Source organism: Nocardiopsis sp. NPDC055824 (assembly GCF_053616335.1).
This window is the reverse complement of sequence record NZ_JBSHDN010000084.1, coordinates 1-20,539: the sequence shown is the minus strand read 5'-3', so window position 1 is coordinate 20,539 and position 20,539 is coordinate 1. Positions and strand designations below refer to the sequence as shown.

19 protein-coding genes are annotated in these 20,539 nt (G+C 75.7%); 18 read left to right on the top strand and 1 reads right to left on the bottom strand.

Features of this window, described 5'->3' with window-relative positions; translation table 11 throughout:
* Window positions 1-22 precede the first annotated feature (22 nt).
* Window positions 23-817, top strand: a complete 795-nt coding sequence (locus tag ACWGL3_RS17925; protein WP_267948702.1) for an SDR family NAD(P)-dependent oxidoreductase — start codon at window positions 23-25, stop codon at window positions 815-817.
* A 183-nt stretch (window positions 818-1,000) separates the two neighbouring features.
* Window positions 1,001-1,411 carry a spore-associated protein A gene (locus ACWGL3_RS17920; protein ID WP_267948703.1) on the top strand — a complete coding sequence of 137 codons (411 nt, stop codon included), beginning with the start codon at window positions 1,001-1,003 and terminating at the stop codon, window positions 1,409-1,411.
* Between the two features lie 69 nt (window positions 1,412-1,480).
* On the opposite strand, the gene ACWGL3_RS17915 is transcribed toward ACWGL3_RS17920, so the two are convergent.
* Window positions 1,481-2,692: an FAD-dependent monooxygenase gene (locus tag ACWGL3_RS17915; RefSeq protein ID WP_267948704.1), complete on the bottom strand. Its 1,212-nt coding sequence runs from the start codon at window positions 2,690-2,692 to the stop codon at window positions 1,481-1,483.
* Window positions 2,693-3,205: 513 nt separating this feature from the next.
* On the opposite strand from ACWGL3_RS17915, the gene ACWGL3_RS17910 reads away from it, so the two are divergent.
* From ACWGL3_RS17910 to ACWGL3_RS17835, 16 genes are all read left to right on the top strand, one after another.
* Window positions 3,206-3,514, top strand: coding sequence for a hypothetical protein (locus ACWGL3_RS17910; protein ID WP_267948705.1), 309 nt, complete (start codon window positions 3,206-3,208; stop codon window positions 3,512-3,514).
* Between the two features lie 232 nt (window positions 3,515-3,746).
* Window positions 3,747-4,763 carry an oxidoreductase gene (locus ACWGL3_RS17905; protein WP_452461573.1) on the top strand — a complete coding sequence of 339 codons (1,017 nt, stop codon included), beginning with the start codon at window positions 3,747-3,749 and terminating at the stop codon, window positions 4,761-4,763.
* The gene (locus ACWGL3_RS17900; RefSeq protein WP_267948707.1) at window positions 4,747-5,625 is read left to right on the top strand and encodes a sugar phosphate isomerase/epimerase family protein; all 879 of its coding nucleotides are present in this window, start codon (window positions 4,747-4,749) and stop codon (window positions 5,623-5,625) included. The genes ACWGL3_RS17905 and ACWGL3_RS17900 overlap by 17 nt, the downstream gene beginning before the upstream one ends.
* A complete protein-coding gene (locus ACWGL3_RS17895) occupies window positions 5,622-6,902 on the top strand; it encodes a M20/M25/M40 family metallo-hydrolase (RefSeq protein ID WP_267948708.1) in 1,281 nt (426 codons plus the stop codon). The genes ACWGL3_RS17900 and ACWGL3_RS17895 overlap by 4 nt, the downstream gene beginning before the upstream one ends.
* A 44-nt stretch (window positions 6,903-6,946) precedes the next feature.
* Window positions 6,947-8,035 (top strand): Ldh family oxidoreductase, encoded by a 1,089-nt coding sequence (locus ACWGL3_RS17890; RefSeq protein WP_267948709.1) that lies wholly within the window; start codon window positions 6,947-6,949, stop codon window positions 8,033-8,035.
* Complete coding sequence (locus ACWGL3_RS17885; RefSeq protein ID WP_267948710.1) at window positions 8,032-8,955, top strand: Gfo/Idh/MocA family protein; 924 nt, start codon at window positions 8,032-8,034, stop codon at window positions 8,953-8,955. The genes ACWGL3_RS17890 and ACWGL3_RS17885 overlap by 4 nt, the downstream gene beginning before the upstream one ends.
* Complete coding sequence (locus ACWGL3_RS17880; RefSeq protein ID WP_452461572.1) at window positions 8,952-9,422, top strand: DUF6917 domain-containing protein; 471 nt, start codon at window positions 8,952-8,954, stop codon at window positions 9,420-9,422. Before ACWGL3_RS17885 ends, ACWGL3_RS17880 begins: the two co-directional genes overlap by 4 nt.
* Window positions 9,423-9,581: 159 nt before the next feature.
* Complete coding sequence (locus ACWGL3_RS17875) at window positions 9,582-10,112, top strand: EF-hand domain-containing protein (RefSeq protein ID WP_267948712.1); 531 nt, start codon at window positions 9,582-9,584, stop codon at window positions 10,110-10,112.
* A gap of 88 nt (window positions 10,113-10,200) precedes the next feature.
* The gene (locus tag ACWGL3_RS17870) at window positions 10,201-11,406 is read left to right on the top strand and encodes a DegT/DnrJ/EryC1/StrS family aminotransferase (protein ID WP_267948713.1); all 1,206 of its coding nucleotides are present in this window, start codon (window positions 10,201-10,203) and stop codon (window positions 11,404-11,406) included.
* Complete coding sequence (locus ACWGL3_RS17865; RefSeq protein WP_267948714.1) at window positions 11,403-12,548, top strand: DegT/DnrJ/EryC1/StrS family aminotransferase; 1,146 nt, start codon at window positions 11,403-11,405, stop codon at window positions 12,546-12,548. Before ACWGL3_RS17870 ends, ACWGL3_RS17865 begins: the two co-directional genes overlap by 4 nt.
* Window positions 12,545-13,516, top strand: a complete 972-nt coding sequence (locus tag ACWGL3_RS17860) for a UbiA family prenyltransferase (protein WP_267948715.1) — start codon at window positions 12,545-12,547, stop codon at window positions 13,514-13,516. Before ACWGL3_RS17865 ends, ACWGL3_RS17860 begins: the two co-directional genes overlap by 4 nt.
* Window positions 13,513-14,862, top strand: coding sequence for a protoporphyrinogen/coproporphyrinogen oxidase (locus ACWGL3_RS17855; RefSeq protein ID WP_452461571.1), 1,350 nt, complete (start codon window positions 13,513-13,515; stop codon window positions 14,860-14,862). Before ACWGL3_RS17860 ends, ACWGL3_RS17855 begins: the two co-directional genes overlap by 4 nt.
* Window positions 14,859-16,466, top strand: coding sequence for a class I adenylate-forming enzyme family protein (locus tag ACWGL3_RS17850; RefSeq protein WP_452461570.1), 1,608 nt, complete (start codon window positions 14,859-14,861; stop codon window positions 16,464-16,466). The genes ACWGL3_RS17855 and ACWGL3_RS17850 overlap by 4 nt, the downstream gene beginning before the upstream one ends.
* Window positions 16,463-18,106, top strand: coding sequence for a CoA transferase (locus ACWGL3_RS17845; RefSeq protein WP_267948718.1), 1,644 nt, complete (start codon window positions 16,463-16,465; stop codon window positions 18,104-18,106). Before ACWGL3_RS17850 ends, ACWGL3_RS17845 begins: the two co-directional genes overlap by 4 nt.
* Window positions 18,103-19,719, top strand: coding sequence for a class I adenylate-forming enzyme family protein (locus ACWGL3_RS17840; protein WP_452461569.1), 1,617 nt, complete (start codon window positions 18,103-18,105; stop codon window positions 19,717-19,719). Before ACWGL3_RS17845 ends, ACWGL3_RS17840 begins: the two co-directional genes overlap by 4 nt.
* The gene (locus ACWGL3_RS17835; RefSeq protein ID WP_267948720.1) at window positions 19,716-20,519 is read left to right on the top strand and encodes a methyltransferase domain-containing protein; all 804 of its coding nucleotides are present in this window, start codon (window positions 19,716-19,718) and stop codon (window positions 20,517-20,519) included. Before ACWGL3_RS17840 ends, ACWGL3_RS17835 begins: the two co-directional genes overlap by 4 nt.
* Window positions 20,520-20,539: the final 20 nt, after the last annotated feature.

Sequence of the window (20,539 nt, the reverse complement as noted above, 5' to 3'; positions counted from 1 at the left end):
GCACACCGAGGAAGGAGCTGACATGAAGCACGGACTGGCCGGACGGACCGTCCTGGTGACCGGTGCGGCCGGGGGCATGGGAAGGGCGGAGGCCCTGGCGCTGGGCGCCGAGGGGGCGCGCGTCTGGGTGGCCGACCTCGCGGAGGAGGGAGGGGAGGAGGTGGCGGCCCGCATCCGCGCGGAGGGGGGCTCGGCGCGGTCCGCGCGCCTGGACGTCCGCGACCCCGCGGGCTGGCGGGAGCTGCGCGACCGGATCGGCCGGGAGGACGGGCGGCTCGACGGCCTCGTCAACAACGCCGGGGTCAGCCACCGCTTCGGGATCGAGGACACCGCCGACGAGGACTGGCGGCGGGTGGTCGACATCAACCTGTCCGGCGTGTTCTACGGGATGAAGTACACGGCTCCGCTGCTGCGGGGATCCGGTTCGGCCTCGGTGGTCAACGTGTCCTCCGTCGCGGGCATGACCGGCTACTTCGCGGCCGGCTACGGCGCGAGCAAGTGGGGTGTGCGCGGGCTGAGCAAGGTCGGCGCCCTGGAGTTCGCCGGGGCGGGGGTGCGGGTGAACTCCCTGCACCCCGGCCTGGTGGACACGCCGCTGCTCCGCTCCGGGCCGGACGACTTCGTCGACGAGAGCCTGCGCTCGGTGCCCGCCGGGCGGGTCGCCGGCGCGGACGAGATCGCCGAGGTCGTGCTCTTCCTGCTGTCCGACGCGTCCCGCTACGTCACGGGCGCGGAGATGGTCGTGGACGGCGGCCTCACCTCCGGGGGCCTCTACCACCGGATCACCGGTGCCCTGAGGGAGGGCGGGGAGCGCTGACCGCACACCGCTCCGGCCCCGCCCGCTCCGGCCGTCCGCGCGGGGCCGCCGGTCCTCCGGCACGGCCCGGCCGCGCCCGCCGGACGGAGGACCGGACGCAAGCGGATGAGAAGGGGAACGGAAGCCGTCCCGGAGACGATGTCCCCCGCGCCGGACCCGGCGCGAAAGATGCGGGGAAGTGACATGGACAAGCTCCGGAAAACCATCGCCACGAGCGTGCTCTGCGCGGCCGTCGCCGCGGGTTCGCTCCTCTCGGCCGCCCCGGCCGCGGCCGCCGCCTACAACGGCGCCTGCGGCAGCGGGTACGCCGTGGTCAACAGGATCGAGTTCCCCGACAACCGGGGGACCGCGTTCCTGACCTACAACAGTTCCAACGGCTACAACTGCGTGGTGACCGTGCGCACGAACCCCGGCGCCGCCACCCACATGGAGGCCATGGTCCGCAGGACGGGGGAGAGCGCCTGGGTGCGCGACTCCGGCGACTACACCACCTACGCCGGGCCGGTCTACCGCAGCGGAGCGGGGTACTGCATGAACTGGGGCGGCACGATCGGCAACGCCACGATCACCCTGCCCGCCACCAACTGCGGCTGACCCGCGCCCGGCCCGGACCGGCGGGGCGCACCGCGCCGGTCCGGGCCGGGCGGGTCCCCCGGGGTCCGGTCAGGGGGAGAGGATGCGCGCGTAGCGGTCGGCGGGGAAGCCGTCGCCCACGTACTCGTAGCCGGACCGTGCGCCGTACTGGGCCATGAGGCGGCTGCCCAGCAGCAGGGCGGCATCGGCCCGCTCGCGCAGCCACACCTCCCCCCTGCTGCCCTCCGGCGCGTAGTCCCTGGTGAGGGCGGACCCCAGGCTCTGCGCCTCCCGCACCGTCCCGCGCATGGACGCCTCGTACGAGAAGTAGGCGCGCTCGTGGTCGCCCTCGGCGAAGACCAGCTCCCCGGCCAGCGCCGTCGCGCCCATCAGGGCCAGGGCCGTCCCCTGGCCCGCCATCGGGTCCGCCGCGTGGGCCGCGTCGCCCACCAGGACGGTCCGGCCCCTGCTCCACACGTCCAGCCTGACCTGGGTCGACGGCGCGAGGCGCACGTCCGCCCCGCGCATGGCCCGCAGCAGGCCGGGGACCTCCCAGCCGTCCTCCCCGTAGACCTCCTCCAGGAAGCGGTACCTCGCCTCCATGTCCATCTCGGCCGGAGCGGCCGGGGTCCTGTTGCGCATCAGGAACTCCACCTCCAGCCGGTCGTTGCCGGGGAACGTCGTGACGACGCACCCCCGGTAGGGCCACACGCGGCACATCATCACGTCGCCGACGCCGAGGTGGTTGTCGATCTCGAAGGCGGCGAGGTTGGCGTCCAGGTGCTCGACCTGTCCGTCGGCGTCGGAGCCGAACACCAGCCCGCGGACGGGGGAGTCCGGGCCGTCGGCGCCCACCACCAGGTCGAAGCGGCGCCCGGGCGCGTGCGCGAAGCCGACGTCCACGCCGTCGGCGTCCTCGTCCAGGGAGGTGACGGAGTCGCCGAAGAGGTACTCGACGCCCTCGCCCGCGCGGTCGCGCAGGAGGCGGGACAGGTTCCCGCTCCTGATCGCGACCGCGCCCACGTGCCCCTGCGGCAGCACGATCGGCCGTTCGCGCCCGCTGATGTAGGAGTGCACGTCGGGGAGGGGCCCGCCCTCGGACCGGACCCTCTCGCCCACGCCCATCCGGTCCAGCACGCCCATCCCCTGCGGGGACACCTCGACGAGGTGGCCGCCCGCGGCCGGCTCCGGCGCGCGTTCGACGACCGTCGGCGCGAACCCGTGCCGGGCCAGCCAGTGGGCGAGCACGGGACCGGCCGCCCCGCCGCCCGCGATGAGCACGTTCCTGTTCCTGATCGGCACTCGAATCCTCCGGGTCGGGGGCGAGGGCGGGGGACCCGTCCGCCTCGCCCGCTGCGTGTGGGAGCCGTCCACGGGCCGTGGAGCTCCACAGAGGAACCGTACCGTCCGGACGGTGCACACCGCCGGGAGCGGAGGGCGCCGCGGGTGCCGGGAGGCCCGCGCCCCTCCGGGCGGGGCACACGTGCCGGGCGGCCGCCGCCCCCGGTCCCGGCCGGTGCCGGGGGAGGCCGCCGGCCGGGACTTCCGCGAGCTCCGAGGGCCCCGGTCCCGCAGGGTCGGAGAAGGCGCCGGATCGGGTCCGTTTCGTCAGCATAAGATTGCATTTATTGATTTTATGTAGCCACGTCGTAATGCTTCTATCCACGGTCGGCCGGTGGGCCGAAAATGCCTTTCGGTGTTCCGGTTGTGCCGGGCGAGGCTTTCGGAGAAGATCGTTCCGGCGAACCTCCGCGTCCTCCCCGGGCGAGGAGGCCGCCTCCGTGAAACGCACATGGAATCAGAAAGGATGGTGGAATGAAGTTTTCGTCCACCGTGGCCGCGGCGCTCCTGGGCAGTGTCCTCCTGGGTGCCTCTCCCGCGCAGGCGGCGACCGGTGAGGTCGTGGTCTTCACGACCGAGTTCGAGGATCTCGTGCGCTATTCCGACCCCGCCTCGGGAAGCTGCGTGCGCCTCCCCGGGACGGCCCACGTCCTGGTCAACCTGACCGACGCGGACGTGCGCCTCCACGCCGGGACGCGGTGCCTGGGGCCCGGGGTGACCGTGGCCCCCGACCGGGGCTGGCACGCCCCGCCCAGCGGCCTGTTCAGCTTCTCCGTGGCCTGACCCGCGGAGAGCGGACAAAGCGGCAAAATTAAGCATTTCCAATACGCCTGCTTTGTCTGCTTGTTTCCCCCGATTAAGGAGTAGTCGGGGGTAGGGTTTGGGACGCGGGTGGAGGTTTCGCGTTTTGACGCTTTTTCCGTGGTGCTCCACGCTGGGTCTCCGTTCGATGGTTCCGCCCGTCCGGAAGGGCGCGGAACGAGGATGACGGCGAACGGAAAGGCGCGCACCCTCCATGCTGCACACCCTCATCGTCGGCCTGGGCAGATCGGGAAGAGGGCTGCACCTGCCGTCGCTCGCCAAGGCGCGGGCGGCGGCCCCCTCCCTCTTCGCCCCGGGCCCGGTGATGGGCCACGACCCCCTGTGTCCCGGGGCGGACGGGCTCCTGGCGGTCGCCTCCCCCGAGGAGGCGGCGCGCCGCCGCCCGCCGCGGGACACCGTGGTCCACCTGTGCACCCCGCCCCACCTGCGCGCGGAGCCGCTGGAAACCCTGGCCCGCCTGGGCTACCGCAGCATCATCGTGGAGAAGCCGCTGGCCCTGGACCTCGTCGAACTGGCCGCGATCGCGCGGCTGCGCCGCCGCTGGGACCTCGACCTCGCCGTCTCCACCCCCTGGTCGGCCAGCGCGTTGAGCAGGCGGCTGTCGGCGGCCCGGCGCTCCGGCGCCTTCGGGGCGCTGCGCGCGATCACGGTGCTCCAGCACAAGCCCCGGTTCACCAGGTCCCTGGGGTCGCCGGGGCACCCCACCGCCTTCGACATCGAGGTCCCCCACGCCCTCGCCGTGGTCGTGGCGCTCGCGGGAGGCGCCGACGTCGCCGCGGCCGGACTGGAGGACATGGTCGTCGACGGGACGCGCCTGCCGGGCCTGGGCGGCGCCCGCCTGGACCTCGTGCACCACACCGGCGTGCTCACCCGGATCGAGTCCGACCTGACCTCCCCGCTGCGCGAGCGGCGCATCGTGCTGGAGTTCGACGAGGTCGTCCTGACCGGCCACTACCCGTGCAGCGAGGCCGACCACACCGCCCAGCTGTCGGTGGCGGTGCCGGGGCGGGCCCCCACCCGCTCGGCCTTCCACGACGACGCCTTCACCGCGTTCCTGCGCGCCTGCTACACCCGCTACTCCCGGCCCCGGCGCGCCAGGGGGGGCCTGCCCGTCCACGTGGAGGCCGTCCGCCTGCTGTCCGAGGCGAAGAACCTCTGCTCCTCCCGCACCGACGACCCCCGGGAGGCCGACAGTGCCGTCCGCGTCTGAGACACCCCGCCTGGCGGGGATCGGCGACGAGGCCGCCCCCGGGCTGCCCGGCCAGATCGCCGCCGTGCGCGCGCTCGGCTGGAACCTGCTGGAGCTGCGCACCCTGGACGGCGTGCCGGTCGCCGAGACGGACGACGCCGCCTTCGCGCGGGCCGCGGAGCGCATCCGCGCGGCCGGGGTGGAGGTGGTCGCCGTCGCCGCCAAGATCGGCGACTGGTCCCGGCCCGCCACCGGGGACTTCGCCGTCGACCTGGCCGAGCTGGACGTGCTCGCCCGGCGCTGCGCGGTCCTGGGCACGCGCACGGTGCGGATCATGTCCTTCCCCTCCGGGGGCCTGGCCGAGCCCGGGTGGGGGCGCGTGGTCCGCACGCGGATGCGCGTGCTGGCCGACCGCGCCGAGGACGCCGGCCTGGTCCTGGCGCACGAGAACTGCGCCGGATGGGCGGGGGAGGACGCCGCCCGTGTCCTGGACCTGCTGGCCCACGTCGACAGCCCGGCGCTGCGGGTGCTGTTCGACACCGGCAACGGCGTCGCCCACGGCTACGACGCCGCCGCGATGCTGCGCCCGCTCGTGGAGTACGTGGCCCACGTCCACGTCAAGGACGCCGTCGACGCCCCCGGAGGGGACACCGCCTACGTGCTGCCCGGCCGGGGGCGGTCCGGGGTGGACGAGTGCCTGCGGATCCTGGCCTGTCACGGCTACCGGGGCGCACTGTCCATCGAACCCCACCTGCACCTGCGCCCCCACCTCCGGGGAACCGGCGGCGACCCCGGCCGGGGGGACGCGGCCGGGTTCGTCGAGTACGGGCGGGCCCTGGAGGAGACGGTGCGCCGGGTCTGGCGCGCGGAGGCGGTCCGATGACGCTCACCGGTGACGAGCGCTCCCTGCTGATGCGGCTGCTGGCCGCCCCCACGGCCGGCCCCCTGGAGACCGGGGCCGCGGGCCCGGCGCCCCGGCTGTGGGAGGCCCAGCGCGACTACGCCCGCGCCGCCGGGCGGCTCGGGTTCCGGGTGGTCCGCCACGCCCCCGCCGACCCCGCCGACCTGGAGGCGCCCGGCGTGCCCGAGACGGTGCGCGAGGCCGCCGCCGACCCCGGCTTCCTCGCCTGTCAGCCCAGCCTGGTCCTGAGGCTCGGCCCCGACGCCGTGCCGCGCGAGCGCACGGTCATGTTCAACGTGCACATGGACACCGTCGCGGGCGGCCCCGCCGCCTCCTTCGACGGCGAGGTCTTCCGCGGCCGCGGCGCCGTCGACGCCAAGGGGCCCGCGGTGGCGCTCCTGGCCGGGGTGCGCGCCGCCCTGGAGCGCTCGCCGGCCCTGGGCCGCGACACCGCCGTCCTCGTCCAGGCGGTCGCGGGGGAGGAGGGCGGGGCCATGGGCGTCCTGGGCACCCGCCCCCTGGTCGGACTGGGTCACACCGGCCGCGTCAACGTGTTCTGCGAACCCACGTCCGGACGGTTCCTCACCCGCTCCACGGCCTCGATGACCGCCCGTGTCTCGGTGCGCGGCGACGACGCCGTGGACGACCGGCCCCACAGCGGGCACAACGCCTCGGTGCTGCTGGGGTTCCTCGCCCAGCGCATGGGCCGCGCCCTGGACGCCCACGCCCGGAACGGCGCGGTGTGCGTGGCCGGGCTGCACACGGGCACACTGCACAACCGCGTGTACGGCTCCGGCGACCTGCTCCTCAACCTGTCCTACGCCGACGCCCGCGCCGGCAGGACCCTGGAGGAGGCGGTGCGGGGCGCCTTCGACACCGCGCTGGCGGAGTTCGGCTCCGCCTTCGCCGACACCGCCCTCTTCGCCCGGACCGCGGCCGACGCGCGCCGCCTCACCCGCCTGGACTGGCCCAAGCGCGGCCTGCCGGTCCTGGACGACCGCGACCGGTGGGGGCACGACCTGCTGCGCCGGGCCGGGGTGCCCGCCTGGCCGGCCGACGAACCCGCCTTCACCTGCGACGCCATCTGGATGGCGGACGTCCCGGACACCTGCACCGTCGTGCTGGGACCGGGCGACCTGGACGCCGACGGCGCGCACGGCGACGACGAGCGCGTCCGCCTCCGCGACCTCGACGGGTACGCCGACACGGTGGCCCGTCTCCTGACCGCCTTCACCGACGACACCGACGGAGGATCGTGACCACCCTCTCCCCAGAGTCACCGCCGGCACAGGAACGGGCGACCGTGACGGTCGACCACGACGCGCTGCTCGCCTTCCTCACGGAGGTCTTCGCCGGCCGGGGCCTGCCCCGCGGCCGGGCCGCGGAGGCGGCGCGCGCCCTGTGCCACGGGGACCTCACCGGAATGGACTCCCACGGGGTCGCCAACCTGGCCGGGCTCTACCTCCCCCTGCTCGACGAGGGGAGGGCGGACCCCGGCGCGGAGCCCCGCGTGCTGGCCGACCTCGGCGCCGCCGTGCTGCTCGACGCCCGGCGCTCCCTCGGCCTGTGGGCCGCGTCGGAGGCGATGGACCTCGCCGCGCGGCGGGCCGGGGAGCACGGGGTGGGCCTGGTGTCGGTACGCGGGGCCACGCACCTGGGCTGCGCCGGCTACCACGCACTGCGCGCCGTCGAACGCGGCATGATCGGCGTGGTCGCGAGCAACTGCGGCCGCCAGCGCATCGCGCGGCCGCCGGGCGGGGCCGTGGCCCTGTTGGGGACCAACCCCCTCAGCGCCGCGGCCCCGGCCGGTGCGCATCCGCCGTTCCTGCTGGACATGAGCACCACGGCGACGCCCACCGGCCGGGTCCGGCAGGCCGCACGCGAGGGCCGGCGGCTGCCGGAGGGGGTGCTGTGCGACGACCACGGCGCCCCCGTCACCGACCCGGCGGCGTTCGACGCCGGGCGTGCGCACCTGATGTGGCTGGGCGGCGAGGCGGGGCGGTTCAAGGGCTTCGGCCTCGGACTGCTGGTGGAGGTGCTGTCCGCGGTGGTCTCCGGCGCCGGGCGGGGCCCGGACCCCGACGCCCTGGCCGGGGACGGCGGGCCCTCCGGCCGGGACGACGACATCGGCTTCCTGATGCTGGCGATCGCCCCCGACGCGCTGCGCGAGGGGGCACCGGCCGACGCCGAGGAGCTGTTCGGCGTGGTGACGGCGTGCCCTCCGGCCGCCCCCGGCGACCCGGTGCGCTACCCCGGCTGGCACGAGCACCGCACGGCGCGGGAGCGCCGCGCCACGGGGGTGCCGCTGGCCGCCGGCCTGTACGCCGAACTGGCGGACGTGGCCGCGCGGGCGGGGATCCCGGCGCCGGCGCTCGCGGGGGAGGGACGATGAGGGGGCCCCTGCGCGTGGGAGTGGTCGGCCTGGGGGTCATCTCCCGGTTCCACCTGGCGGCGCTGTCGGCCTCCACCGACTGGGAGCTCGCGGCCGTGTGCGACCTGAACCCGTCGAGGGTCGCGGACCCGCCGCCGGGGGCGGCGGGCTACACCGACCACACGCGGATGCTGGCGGAGGCGGACCTGGCCGCGGTCGTGGTCACGGCCCCCAACGACGCGCACGCCCGGATCTGCGCCGACGCCCTCGCGGCCGGTGTCGCGGTGTGCGCGGAGAAGCCGCTCGCCCTGGATCTCGCGGAGGGGGAGGCCCTGGCCGCCCTGTCCCGGGACCGGGGGGTGCCGTTGACCACGGCCTTCCACCGCCGGTACAACTCCGGGTTCGCCGCGCTGCGTCACCGGATCGGGGAGCGCGCGGTGGCGGAGGTGACCGTGCGCTACCTGGAGCGGATCGAGGAGCACGCCGGGGAGGACACCTGGTACCTGGATCCGGGCCGCTGCGGCGGCGGGTGCGTGGCCGACAACGGACCCAACGCCTTCGACCTGGTGGAGACCCTGCTGGGCCGGGCCGAGGTGACCGGGGCCCGGGTGGAGTACGACGACGCGGGGGTGGACCGGAGGGCGGACGTCGCCCTGCGAGCGGGGGGAGCCCGCGCCCGGGTGCTGCTGGACTGGTCCCATCCGGGGGAGTGCAAGGACGTGGTGGTGAGAACGGCGGACGGGCAGGTGTGGGCGGCCGACCTGCTGGCCGGCCGCCCCGCCTTCAAGGAGTCCCTCTGGCACGAGTACGAGGGCATCGCCGCCGACTTCGCGCGCCGGGTGCGCGAAGGGCGGACCGACGACGGCGCGGGGGTGTCGGCGCTGCGCCTGGTCGGCGAGGCCTACCGCGCGGCGGAGCTCGGGGAGAGGGCCGCCCGGTGAACCCGCACGAGGACGGCGCCAAGCGCGACGTGGCCGCCACCCTGCTCAAGGTCCTGGTCCACCGCAGGACCGAGCGCGGCATGCGGCTGGAACCGTTCGCGAGCCGGTGCGTGCGCGCGGGGGAGGTCCACGAGCTGGTCGCCACCGACCACACCGACACCGCGGAGGGCGCCCGGATCGACCGCGTGGGGTTCCTGGGGTTCGCCGAGATCACCGCCGCCGGCGTCGTGGACCGGGGCGACGAGGTATGGATCGGTCCGCGCCGGGTGGGCGTGGTGCTGGGGTTCGACGCCTGCCACACGCCGAACCACTACAACGTGCTCATCCACGCGGACCCGGCCCCCACGGGGCGCGAGCTGGCGCTGCGACCGGAGGAGCCGGTGGTGTTCCGGCAGGGGAGCCCCGGGACCGTGGCCGAGGTCTTCCGGACACCGTCCGCGGAAAATGTCGAAGAATGTCCGAAATAAATTTCACGAAGCATCGATGATTTTCCCGGATTGGCTTTTCCGGGGCCCTCGGATCGGTAATATTCGAGTCGGGGGAAGGTGATTCTCGAATCGCATTCGAGTCCCCTTCTTCTTGTTATTCATTTTGTTGTTCCCAATTATTCTCTTGAAGGAGAACGGATGACGACCGCCGTCAAGGCCAACGACCGCCTCGAAGAGCGCTTCCGCCTGTGGGACCACAACGGCAACGGCGTGATCGAGCGCGCGGACTTCGAGCAGGAGATCGAGGGCATCCTCAGCCGCTTCGGCGTCGAGGCCTCGGCCCCCGCCGCGGAGGGCCTCCGCGGCGCCTACCTCGGCCTGTTCGACCGCCTGGCGCGGTCCGCGGGCACCGAGCGGATGAGCAAGGAGGACTTCGTCCGGGCCGCCGAGAGCGAGATCGTCAGCAAGGGCGACGCCGGCTTCTCGGAGGTCCTCCAGCCGACCATCCAGGCGATCATGACCATCGCCGACACCGACGGCGACGGCCGGATCAACCCGACCGAGCTGGAGCGGTGGTTCGACGCCATCGGCCTGAGCACCGCCCAGGCCGCCGACGCCTTCGGTGAGATCGACACCGACAACGACGGCGTCCTCACCGTCACCGAGCTGGTCGCCGCGGTGCGCGACTACCACCTCGGCAAGAACGACATCCCCCTCCTGGGCGTCTGACCCCCCTCGGGTCCCGTCCCCCTTCCGGCCCGGCCGCGCCACGGCGCGGCCGGGCTCCGGTCCCTCCCCCACACGCAGAACGGAAGAAATGAAGTCGGCACTCTCCTCCCCCGCCGCGGACGAACGCGGCGGGGGTCGTTCGCGCATTCCCTTCTTCGACCAGTCGGACACCTTCCGAAGACTGTGGCCGGAGATCGAGGAGAACTGTGTCCGCGTCATGGACGACGGTAAGTTCTCGCACGGCTCCATGGTGGCTGAATTCGAGCGGGAAATGGAGCGCTACACCGGTGCCCGGCACGTCGTCGGCGTCAACTCGGGGACCGACGCGCTCGTCATTCTCCTGCGCGCCGCAGGACTGCGCCCCGGCGACGAGGTGATCGTCCCCGCCTACACGTTCGTCGCCACCGCCACCGCCGTCGTGCACGCCGGCGGCGTCCCCGTCTTCGCCGACATCGAGGCGCACGGGTACGGGCTCTCCCCCGACGCGGTCGCGGACGCCGTCACCCCGCGCACCCGCATGGTCATGCCGGTCCACCTCTTCGACCGGCTCGCCGACATGGAGGGCATCGGCCGGGTCGCCCGCGCCCACGGGCTGACCGTGGTGGAGGACAGCGCGGAGGCCGTCGGCATGCGCCTCCACGGCAAGCACGCGGGACTGCTCGGCGCCGGCGGCGTCCTCTCCTTCTTCCCCGCCAAGACCCTGGGGGCCGTCGGCGACGCCGGGGCCCTGCTCACCGACGACGACGCCGTCGCCGAAACCGCGCGGATGCTGCGCCACCACGGCCGGTCCGGGCGCACCCTGGCCGAGTTCCCCGGCATCTCCAACCCGACGGTCGTCGTCGGCGGCAACAGCAAGATGGACGACATCCAGGCCGCCGTCCTGCTGGCCAAGCTCACCCGCCTGGACGCCGACATCCGGCGCCGCGCCGAACTGTCGCGCCGCTACGACGGGCGGTTGCGCGGCCTGCCCGGGGTACGGACCGTCCCCGGCGACGCCGCGGCCCGGCCCGGCGAGGAGCGCGCGGTGTACGTCCACCTCGTCGAGGTGGACGACCGCGACGGCCTCGTCGCCCACCTGGACGCCGCCGGTGTCGGCACCGAGGTCTACTACCCCCGCCCGCTGCACCTGCAGCCGTGCTTCGCCCACCTGGGCCACCGGCCGGGCGACCTGCCCCGCGCCGAGGAGGTGTGCCGGTCGGCCGTGGCGCTGCCGCTGTACGCCGACCTGTCCGAGGAGCGGGTCGACCGGGTCTGCGACGAGATCGAGCGCTTCCTCGCCGGGAGGACCCGATGACCGCGGCCACCGGGCGGACCGTCCCGTTCTTCGCCCCCGACCTCTTCGACACCGAGCGCGAGGCGCTCCTCGCGGCCCTGTACGAGGTCGGCACGGACCCCGAGCAGAAGTTCATCCTCGGACGCCGCACCGCGCGGTTCGAGGAGGCCCTGCGCGACTCCCTGGGCGCCGGCGACGTCGTGGCCTGCTCCAGCGGGACCTCGGCGCTGACCCTCGTCCTGGCCGCCATGGACATCGGGCCCGGCGACGAGGTGGTCGTCCCGGCCTTCGGCTGCGCCCCCCTGGCGAGCACCGTCCTGTCGTGCGGCGCGACCCCGGTCTTCGCCGACGTCGACCCCGTGACGCTGACCATGGACCCCGACCACGCCGAGCAGCTCCTCACCGCCAGGACCCGGGCCCTCATGCCCGCCCACATGTTCTCCGTCATGGCCGACATGCCCCGCCTGCGCGATCTGGCCTCCCGTGCGGGGGTGCGGCTCGTCGAGGACGCGGCGCTGGCCCAGGGCGGCACGCTCCGGGGCCGCCCCGCCGGCCTGTGGGGCGACGCCGGGGTGTACTCCTTCGTCCAGGTCAAGGTCTTCGGCATGCCCGGCGAGGGCGGCGTGGTCCTGTCCGCCGACGCCGGACTCGCCGACCGGGTGCGGATGCTGCGCAACCACGGCCAGGACGGCCGCCACCGGTTCCTGCACCACCGCATCGGCCACAACAGCCGGTTCGACGAGGTGATGGCCGCCTTCCAGCTGCACCGCCTGGCGGGGCTGGAGGAGCGCGTGGCCCGCCGGAACGCCATCTGCTCGTACTACTCCGAGCACCTGGCCGACCTGCGCGAGGACGGGGTCGCGGCGCCCCCCGCGGGCGGGGACGGCCGCTTCCCCTACGTCTACACGCTCCTGTGCGAGGACCGCGACGGGCTGCGGGACCACCTGGCCGCCGAAGGGATCGACACCCACGTCTACTACCCCCGCGCCCTGCCCGAGCAGCCCGCCTTCGCCCCCCACGCCCGCCCCGGCGGGCAGTGGCCCCGGGCCCGGGACGCGGCGCGCCGCAACATCTCCCTGCCCCTGTACCCGCACCTGACCGACGAACGCGTCGAGCACGTGGTCACCGCCGTGCGCGCGTTCGCCCACGGGAGGAAACCATGACCGACCGCACGACCGCGCCCGCCGCGCCGCCCACTCCGCCCCGGCCCACCCCGGGCGCCTACGCCAGGCTCGCCAAACTCGACATCGTCGACTACTACATCGGCCTGCCGCTGGTGTTCGCCATGACGCTGCCCCTGCTGGGGGCGCGCGCCGAGACCCTCGGGTTCCTCCTGCTCGTCCTGGTGGCCGAGGTGGCGGTGGTGGCCGCCATGGTCTCCTTCGACGACGTCACCGGCTACCGTGACGGCTCGGACGCCGCCAACTACGGCTCCGACGCCGCGCGGCGCCGACTCGCCCGCAAACCCCTGGTCCACGGGACCCTCACCGAGCCCCAGGCGCTCCGCTTCGGGCGGGCGGCGACCGCCGCGAGCGTCGTCCTGTGGGCCCTGGTGGTCGCGCTGGCCCCGCACCGGCCCCTGTGGGCCGTCGTCGGGGCGGCCCTGTGCCTGGTCGCGTCGGTCCAGTACTCCTGGGGGCTGAAGCTCAGCTACCGGGGCTTCCAGGAGATCTTCCTCTGCGGCCTGGGGGTGGGCTGGGTCCTGGTCCCCTACGGCCTGCTCGTCGGGCACGTCGACGGCTTCGTGATCGTCCAGGCGCTGGTGTTCGGCGGCGGCCCGATGATCTTCGGCCTGTACTCCAACACCAACGACGCCGCGGGCGACCGGGCCGCGGGCCGCGTCACCGTCGCCGCGAGGGTGTCCCCGCGCGCCAACACGGCCTTCATCGTCGCGCTCACCGCGACGGAGACCCTGCTGGTCACCGGGTCCCACCTGCTCGGGATCGCCCCCTGGTGGTTCACCGTCGCCCTGCTGCCCGTCATCGCCCTGCGGGTCGCCCAGCTGTACACCGGTTTCGTCCTCGGCGACATCCTGCGGGCGCGCCGCACGGCCATCCACACGCACCGGGCCGCGGTCGTGCTCCTCATCGGGGCCAACCTGCTCGCCCCGTTCCTGCCGGGCGCCCTGTGAGCGCGCCGCTCGACGCGGCGGTGGTGGGCGCGGGGCCCGCCGGGCTCGCCACCGCGCACCTGCTGGCCGCCGCCGGACACACGGTGCGGGTCCTGGAGGCCGCCGACGCCGTGGGGGGCAGGACGCGCACACTGCGCTCCGACGGCTACCTCGTCGACACCGGCGCCGAGATGATCCCCTCGGCCGACGCCTACCCGGCGACCTGGCGGCTCGTGCGCGCCACCGGCCTGGACTCCGACCCGGAGGCGGTCCCCCTGGTGCGCGACGCCCTCGCGGTCTGGTGGAACGGGCGCGCCCGCCCCCACGCCGGACGCCCCCTGGGGCTGCTCACCGGCATGGGACTGTCCGGAAGGGCCCGTCTCGACCTCGCGCGCCTGTTGCGGCGCCTGGACCGCGCCGGGCTGGACCCCGACCGCCCCGAGAGGGCGGCGCTGGGGGAGGAGACCGTCGCCGACCTCCTGCGGAGGTACCACCCGCAGGTGCGCGACCGCCTCCTGGGCCCGCTCGCCGCGGGGTTCTTCGGCTGGCCGCCGGAACGGGCCGCCGCCGCGCCCTTCGCCGCCCACCTGGCCGCCTCCGGCAGCACCGCCACCTGGCGCACCTACCGGGACGGGATGGACACGCTGCCCCGGGCTCTGGCGGCCCGGCTGGACGTGCGCACCGGCCACCCGGTGACCGGTGTCGCACACGCCCCCGGCGGGGTGCGCCTGGACTCCCCGAGGGGAGCGGTGACCGCGCGCTCCGTCGTCCTGGCCGTGCCCGCCCCCGTCGCCCTGCGCCTCCACCCCGGGGCGCCCCCGGCCGAGCGGGAGTACCTGGAGGCCTGCGGATACGCGCCCATGCTCCGGGTGTCCCTGCTGCTGGACGCCCCGACGGCCCCGCGCGGGGCGCGCCGCGGTTTCGCCGTCCTGGTGCCCGACGACCCGGTGCTCGCCGTGGTCACCGCGGACCACGCCAAGCACCCCGGCCGGGCGCCCAGGGGACGCGGCCTGGTGTCCCTGGTCGCCTCCCCGCAGGCGGCGCGCGACCTCATCGACGCACCCGACGACGAGGTGGGCGCGCGCCTCACCGCACGCGCCGAGCGCCTCATGCCCGAGGTGGGGAAGCGCGTGAGGAGGACGATCGTGCACCGCTTCCGGCACGGCCTGCCCCTGCCCGAACCACGGGCGCTGGCCGCCCGCCCCGCCTTCGCCGACCGGCCCCTGGCCCCCGTCGACTACGCCGGCGACTGGACCGCCCTGCGCCCGTGCAGCGAGGGGGCGGTCGCCTCGGCCTTCACGGCCGCCGAACGCACGTCGGCCCTGCTCACCAGCTCCCGCGAACCGATCACGACCGAGGCGCCATGACACTCCTGAGCAAACCCCTCCACCTGGGCACCCTCTTCGACGACCTGGCGGCGCGCGGCTCCACCACCGCCGTGCGGCTGAGCAGGCCCCTGGACATCGCCCCCGAGGCGGGCTCCGAACTCGACGTGCCGGCCGCCGCCGACCTGGTGCGCAGGGTCTCCGGCTGGTTCGCCGAGGCGGGGGTGCGGCCGGGCGACCGCGTCGCCATCGCCAAGCGCAACCACTGGGACTACGTGCTCCTGGCCTGCGCCGCCGCACGCCTGGGCGCCGTCCCCGCGTCGCTGTCGGCCCACCTGTCCCCCGAGACCCTGGGAATCCTCCTCCGCAGGCTGGAACCGGCGCTCCTGGTCACCGACACCGCCCTGCTGGAGGCCGCCCGCGGGGCGGGGCACGACCCCTCCGCCCACGCCGCGCGCACCCTGGTGGTGGGGGGCCGCGCCGAGCGGGCCCTGTGCACGGACGACGTGCGGGGGGGCTCCGCGCCGCCGCCGCGCCGTCCGCACCTGGACGCACCGCTCGCCGTCATGCACACCTCCGGCACCACCGGCGTCCCGAAACTGGCCGTGCACTCCACACGCACCATCCTGCGCAGGCTGGCGGGCTTCGAGTCGCACCGGTGGCCGGTGCTGGGCAGCCGGCGCGACGACACGGTCGCCTCCTCCTTCTCCTACGCCCACGGACGTGCCCTGGCCTGGACGGCCGGGGTGCTGTGGATGTTCCCGGCGGCGGTCTCGCTGATCACCTCGCCCGACTGGGACGAGGCCGGTCCCGCGCTGCGCCGCCACCGGCCCACCACCCTGGAGGCCCAGCCCTCCACCCTGGTGCGCTGGCAGCGGCACGTCGACGGGAAGGGGGACGAGTTCGGGCGCGTGCGGTTGTTCGTCAGCACCTTCGACGCCGTGCACCCGTCCACCGTTCGCACCTTCCTCAACGCCAGCCGCCGGCGGGCGCCGGTGTGGATGCAGGGGTGGGGCCAGAGCGAGACGGGGCCGCTGACCTTCCGCTTCCTCACCCGCCGGTCGCTGGCCCGCAGGCAGTGGGTCGACCCCACCACCCGCAACCTGGGGCGGCCCGTCCCCGGGCGGACCCGGCTGCGCGCCGTCGACACGAGGACCCTGCGCCCCCTCCCGGCGGGCGAGCCCGGCCTGCTGTTCTGCCGCACCGACGCGCTGTGCCTCGGCTACGTCGGGGAGGAGGGGCGCTGGCGCTCCAAGCTCGTCGGCCAGTGGTGGAGCACCGGGGACATCGGCTCCGTCGACCGCACCGGTGCGGTCCGCCTGGTGGACCGGGAGGTGGACTCCCTGTCCGACGGCGGCTGCCTGGAGATCGAGGACGTCGTCGACGAACGGCTCCCCCAGGCGCTGGACTGCGTCGTGCTGGGGGTCGCCGACGGCCCGCCCGTGCCGGTCGTGGCCACGGAGGACGGCACCCTCGCCCCGGGGGTCTGGAAGGAGGCCGTCGTCGACCTGCCGACGATGGCCGAACCGGTGGTCCTCACCTGGGGCGACCTGCCGCGCACCGGTACCGGCAAGGTCCGCCGGGGCGCGCTGCGGGAGAGTCTCGGCCTGGGCCCCGACGCCCCCGGGAAGGGGAGGTGGACGTGACCGCGACGGCGATCGCCGCTCCTCCGCTGGCGGGGACCGCGGTCCTGGCCTCGGGCGACGCGGTACCGGTGCGCGTCGCGGCGGCACGCCTGCGGGCACTGGGGTGCGAGGTCGTGCGGGGACCCGCCGCGGCGAGCGCCCCCGCGGGCCGGATCGACCTGCTCACCGGTCCGGGAGGCGGCCGGGCCGGGTGCGACCTGGTGTGGTCGGCGTCCCCGGAGCCGTTGGCCGACGAGCGCGACGTCCAGGCCGCGTGCGGCCTGGCGCACCTGCACGGCCTCGCCGGGGGAGGACCGCGCTTCCTGCCCGTCGACCACGCGTCGGTGTGCGCCGGGGTGCTCGCGGCGCAGGCGGTGGCGGCGGCGGTGCTCTGCGCGCTGCGCGGGGGGCCGGCGCTGCGGGCGTCGGTCTCCGTGGCCGGCGCGGCGCTCCTCGCGGTCGCCCCGTACGTCGCCGACGCCACCGCCGCGCGGGGGGCGCCGCCCTCCCCGGGGGAGGGCGAACCGCCGCCCTTCCGCTCCGTCGACGGTGTCCGGTTCGAGATCGAGACCCTCGACCCCGAGGCGTGGCTCCGGTTCTGGGAGGCCCTGGGCGCGCCCGCGCGGGCGGTCGCCACCGGATGGGCGCCCTTCCAGCGCAGGTTCGCCACCGCCGTGTGCCCGCTGCCCGCCGCGCTGTCCGCGACCCTCGCGGCGCTGCCGCTCGCCGTCGTCCGCGACACCGGCCGGGAGTGCGGGGTGGGCGTGGTCCCGCTGCGCCCCCTGTCCGAGGTCGCCGGGGAGGGCCCCGCCTCGCCGTGGCGGCTCCGCGGCGCCGGCGGGGAGCCCGGTCCGGGCCTGCCGCCGTGGCAGGCCTCCGGGACGGGGCCGCTGGCAGGGCTGCGGGTGGTCGAGGCCACCAACCGGGTCCAGGGGCCCCTGGCGGGTCTGCTGCTGACCCTCCTCGGCGCCGACACCGTGCGCGTCGAGCCGCCGGGCGGCGACCCCATGCGCGGTGTCCCGCCCCTGGCCGGAGGCCTCTCCGCCCGCTTCGCCGCCCTCAACCGGGGCAAGGACGCGGTCCGACTGGACCTCAAGACCCCCGGTGGCCGCCGCGCGGCCGCCGACCTGGCGGCCTCCGGCCACGTCCTGCTCTACAACTGGCCGCCGGGCCGGGCCGAGCGGTTCGGGCTGGGGGCGGACGACCTCTCCGCCCGCGCCCCGGGTCTGGTCCACGTCCACGCCGACGGGTGGGCCGGCGAGGACCCCGGACCGGGGATCCCGGCCACCGACTTCCTGGTCCAGGCCGACGGCGGGATCGCGGACCTGGTGTCCGTCGGCGGAGCGCCCGCCGCCCCCTCCCTGGTCACCCTCACGGATGTGCTCGGCGGCATCATCGCGGCCGAGGCGGCCCTGGCCGGCCTGCTGCTGCGCGCCCGCACCGGGACCGGTGCGGTGGCGAGGACGGGGCTGGTCGACGCCGCGCGCCTGCTCCGGTGGGCCGGGCGCGGCACCGCCCACCTGCCCCGCCCCGGCACGCCGCCGGTGGCAGGCCCGGCCGAGGCGGCCGACGCCTTCCCGGGGGCCTTCACGACGGTCGGCGGGGCCTCCCTCCCGCGCGCCCCGTGGACGTTCGCCCCCCTGGACGGGGAGGACCTGTGACGGCCTGGACCTCCGGGGCGGGGCTGGTCCTGGCGGACCTCGTCCCCGCGGAGGAGCGCGCCCGGTGGGTCGCGGAGGGCCTGTGCCCCGGCCGGGACCTGTACTCCCTGTTCCTCGACCGGGTGCGGGAGGACCCCGCGCGCGAGGCGGTCGTGGACGGCCTCGGAAGCCTGGACCGCGCCGGGCTCGCGGCCAGGGCCCGGCGGGCCGCCGCGGCCCTGGCCGCCAGGGGGTGCGGCGAGCGCGACGTCGTCGCGGTCCTGCTGCCCGACGGCAGGGACGCGATCGCGGTCGAACTCGCCGTCGCCGCACTCGGGGCGGTCGCCCTGCCGGTCCCGTACGGGCGCTCCCGCACCGACGTGCTCTCCCTGCTGGCACGCTCCCGCGCCGCGCTCCTGGTCACCGCCCCCGCCCGTGCGGACGACGCGCCGGACACACCGGTCTGGTGCGCGGACGCCGGGACGCTGGACCCCGGCGGCCCCCTCGCGGGGGCGAGGGCGCCCGAGCCGGCGCGCCCCGACGCCGAATCACCCGCGCGCATCCTCGTCTCCTCGGGATCCGAGGGCGAGCCGACCATGGTCGCCTACTCGCACAACGCCATGGCCGGGGGGAGGGGCAACTACGCGCGGGCCGTGCTGGGCGCCGGGCCCGTCCGCGCCCTCATCCCGGTGCCGCTGGCCTCCTCCTTCGGCTCGCTGGGCATCGTGTCCCTGGTCCGGCTCGGGGCCACCCTCGTCGTTCCGGGGCGGTTCGACCCCGTGGCCGTGCTGCGCTCGGTCGAACGGGACCGCCCCACCCACCTGATCGGCGTGCCCACCATGCTCAGGCGCACCGCGCTGGTCGGGGAGGCGGCCGACACCGGGTCGCTGCGGGCGCTCGTGGCCAGCGGCGCGCCCCTGCACCGGGAGGTGCGCGACCTGTGCGAACGCCGCTTCGGCCGACCGGTCGTGAACGTCTACGGCTCCACCGACGGGGTCAACTGCCACACCGCGCACGACCCCGGGGCGTGGGAGCCGGGCATGGCCGGGCGCCCCGACCCGGCCGTCGCCGCGATCCGGGTGTGCGACCCCCGGGGGCGGCCGCTGCCGCCGGGGGAGGTCGGCGAGATCCGGGCACGGGGACCGATGACGCCCCTGTGCCACGTCGCGGACCCCGCACTCGACACCGAGCGGCGCGACCCCGGCGGATGGGTCCGCACCGGTGACGCGGGCCGCCTGGACGGCGACGGGACGCTGTGGGTCGTGGACCGCCTGCGCCGCACGGTGATCCGGGGCGGCGTCACCCTCTTCCCCGCCGAGGTGGAGCGCGCCCTGGCCGCCCACCCCGCCCTGGGCGAGGCGCAGTGCGTCCCGGTACCCGACCCCGACCTGGGCGAGCGCATGTGCGCCTGCGTCTGCCCCCTGCCGGGGGTGGACCCGCCCACGGGCGGCGAACTGCTCGCCCACCTGCGCGACGGGCACGGCGTGGACGTCCGCGCCCTGCCCGAGCACGTGCTGTTCCTCCCCGCGCTGCCGCTCGGCCCGACCGGGAAGGTGTGCACGTCCACCCTGGCCCGGATCGCGGCCGACGCGGTCCGCGACCGACCGACCGTACTCCCAGGAGGCCCACGATGACGGACACAGCCACCGCCGGACCCGGCTACGTCTTCGACAACCACAACGAGAACGCCGGTGACCAGCACCGGTTCCTGGCCGCCGCCTACGACCCGCTGACCACCGGAAGACTGGCGGAGACCGGGGTCGGACCCGGGTGGCGCTGCCTGGAGGTGGGCGCGGGCGGAGGCGGCGTCGCCCGCTGGCTGGCGGGGCGCGTCGCGCCCGGCGGCGGGGTGGTCGCCACCGACGTCAAACCCGACCACATCGCCCCGGCCGAGGGGCTGGAGGTGTGGAAGCACGACATCACCCGGGACCCCCTGCCGGAGGCGGCCTTCGACCTCGTCCACTCGCGGCTGGTGCTCCTGCACCTGCCCGAGCGGATCGAGGTCCTGAACCGCCTCGTGCGCGCGCTCAAGCCGGGCGGGGTGCTGCAGCTGGACGAGTTCGACATCACCTACGGGCCGTCGCTGCTCATGCCCGACGCCGGGGCCCGCGAGCTGTACGAGGAGTTCCTGGAGGCGAAGATCCGGCTGATGACCCGGGCCGGGGCCGACCCGGCCTGGGGGAGGAACGCCGCCGAGGCGATGCGCGGCGCCGGGCTGGTCGGCGTCGACCCCCGGCCGCACGTGGAACTGTGGGACGCCGGCTCCCCGGGGGTCCGCCTGATCCGCCACCACACCCTGCACCTGCGCGACGCGTTCGTGCGCGAGGGGATGACGGACGAGCGGCTGGCACGGGTGCGGGACCTGCTGGACGACCCGTCGTTCCGGGCCTGCTCCTGCGTGGTCTACTCCGTGCGGGGCCGCCGCCCCGCATGACCCGGGCCGCGGCGGCGGAC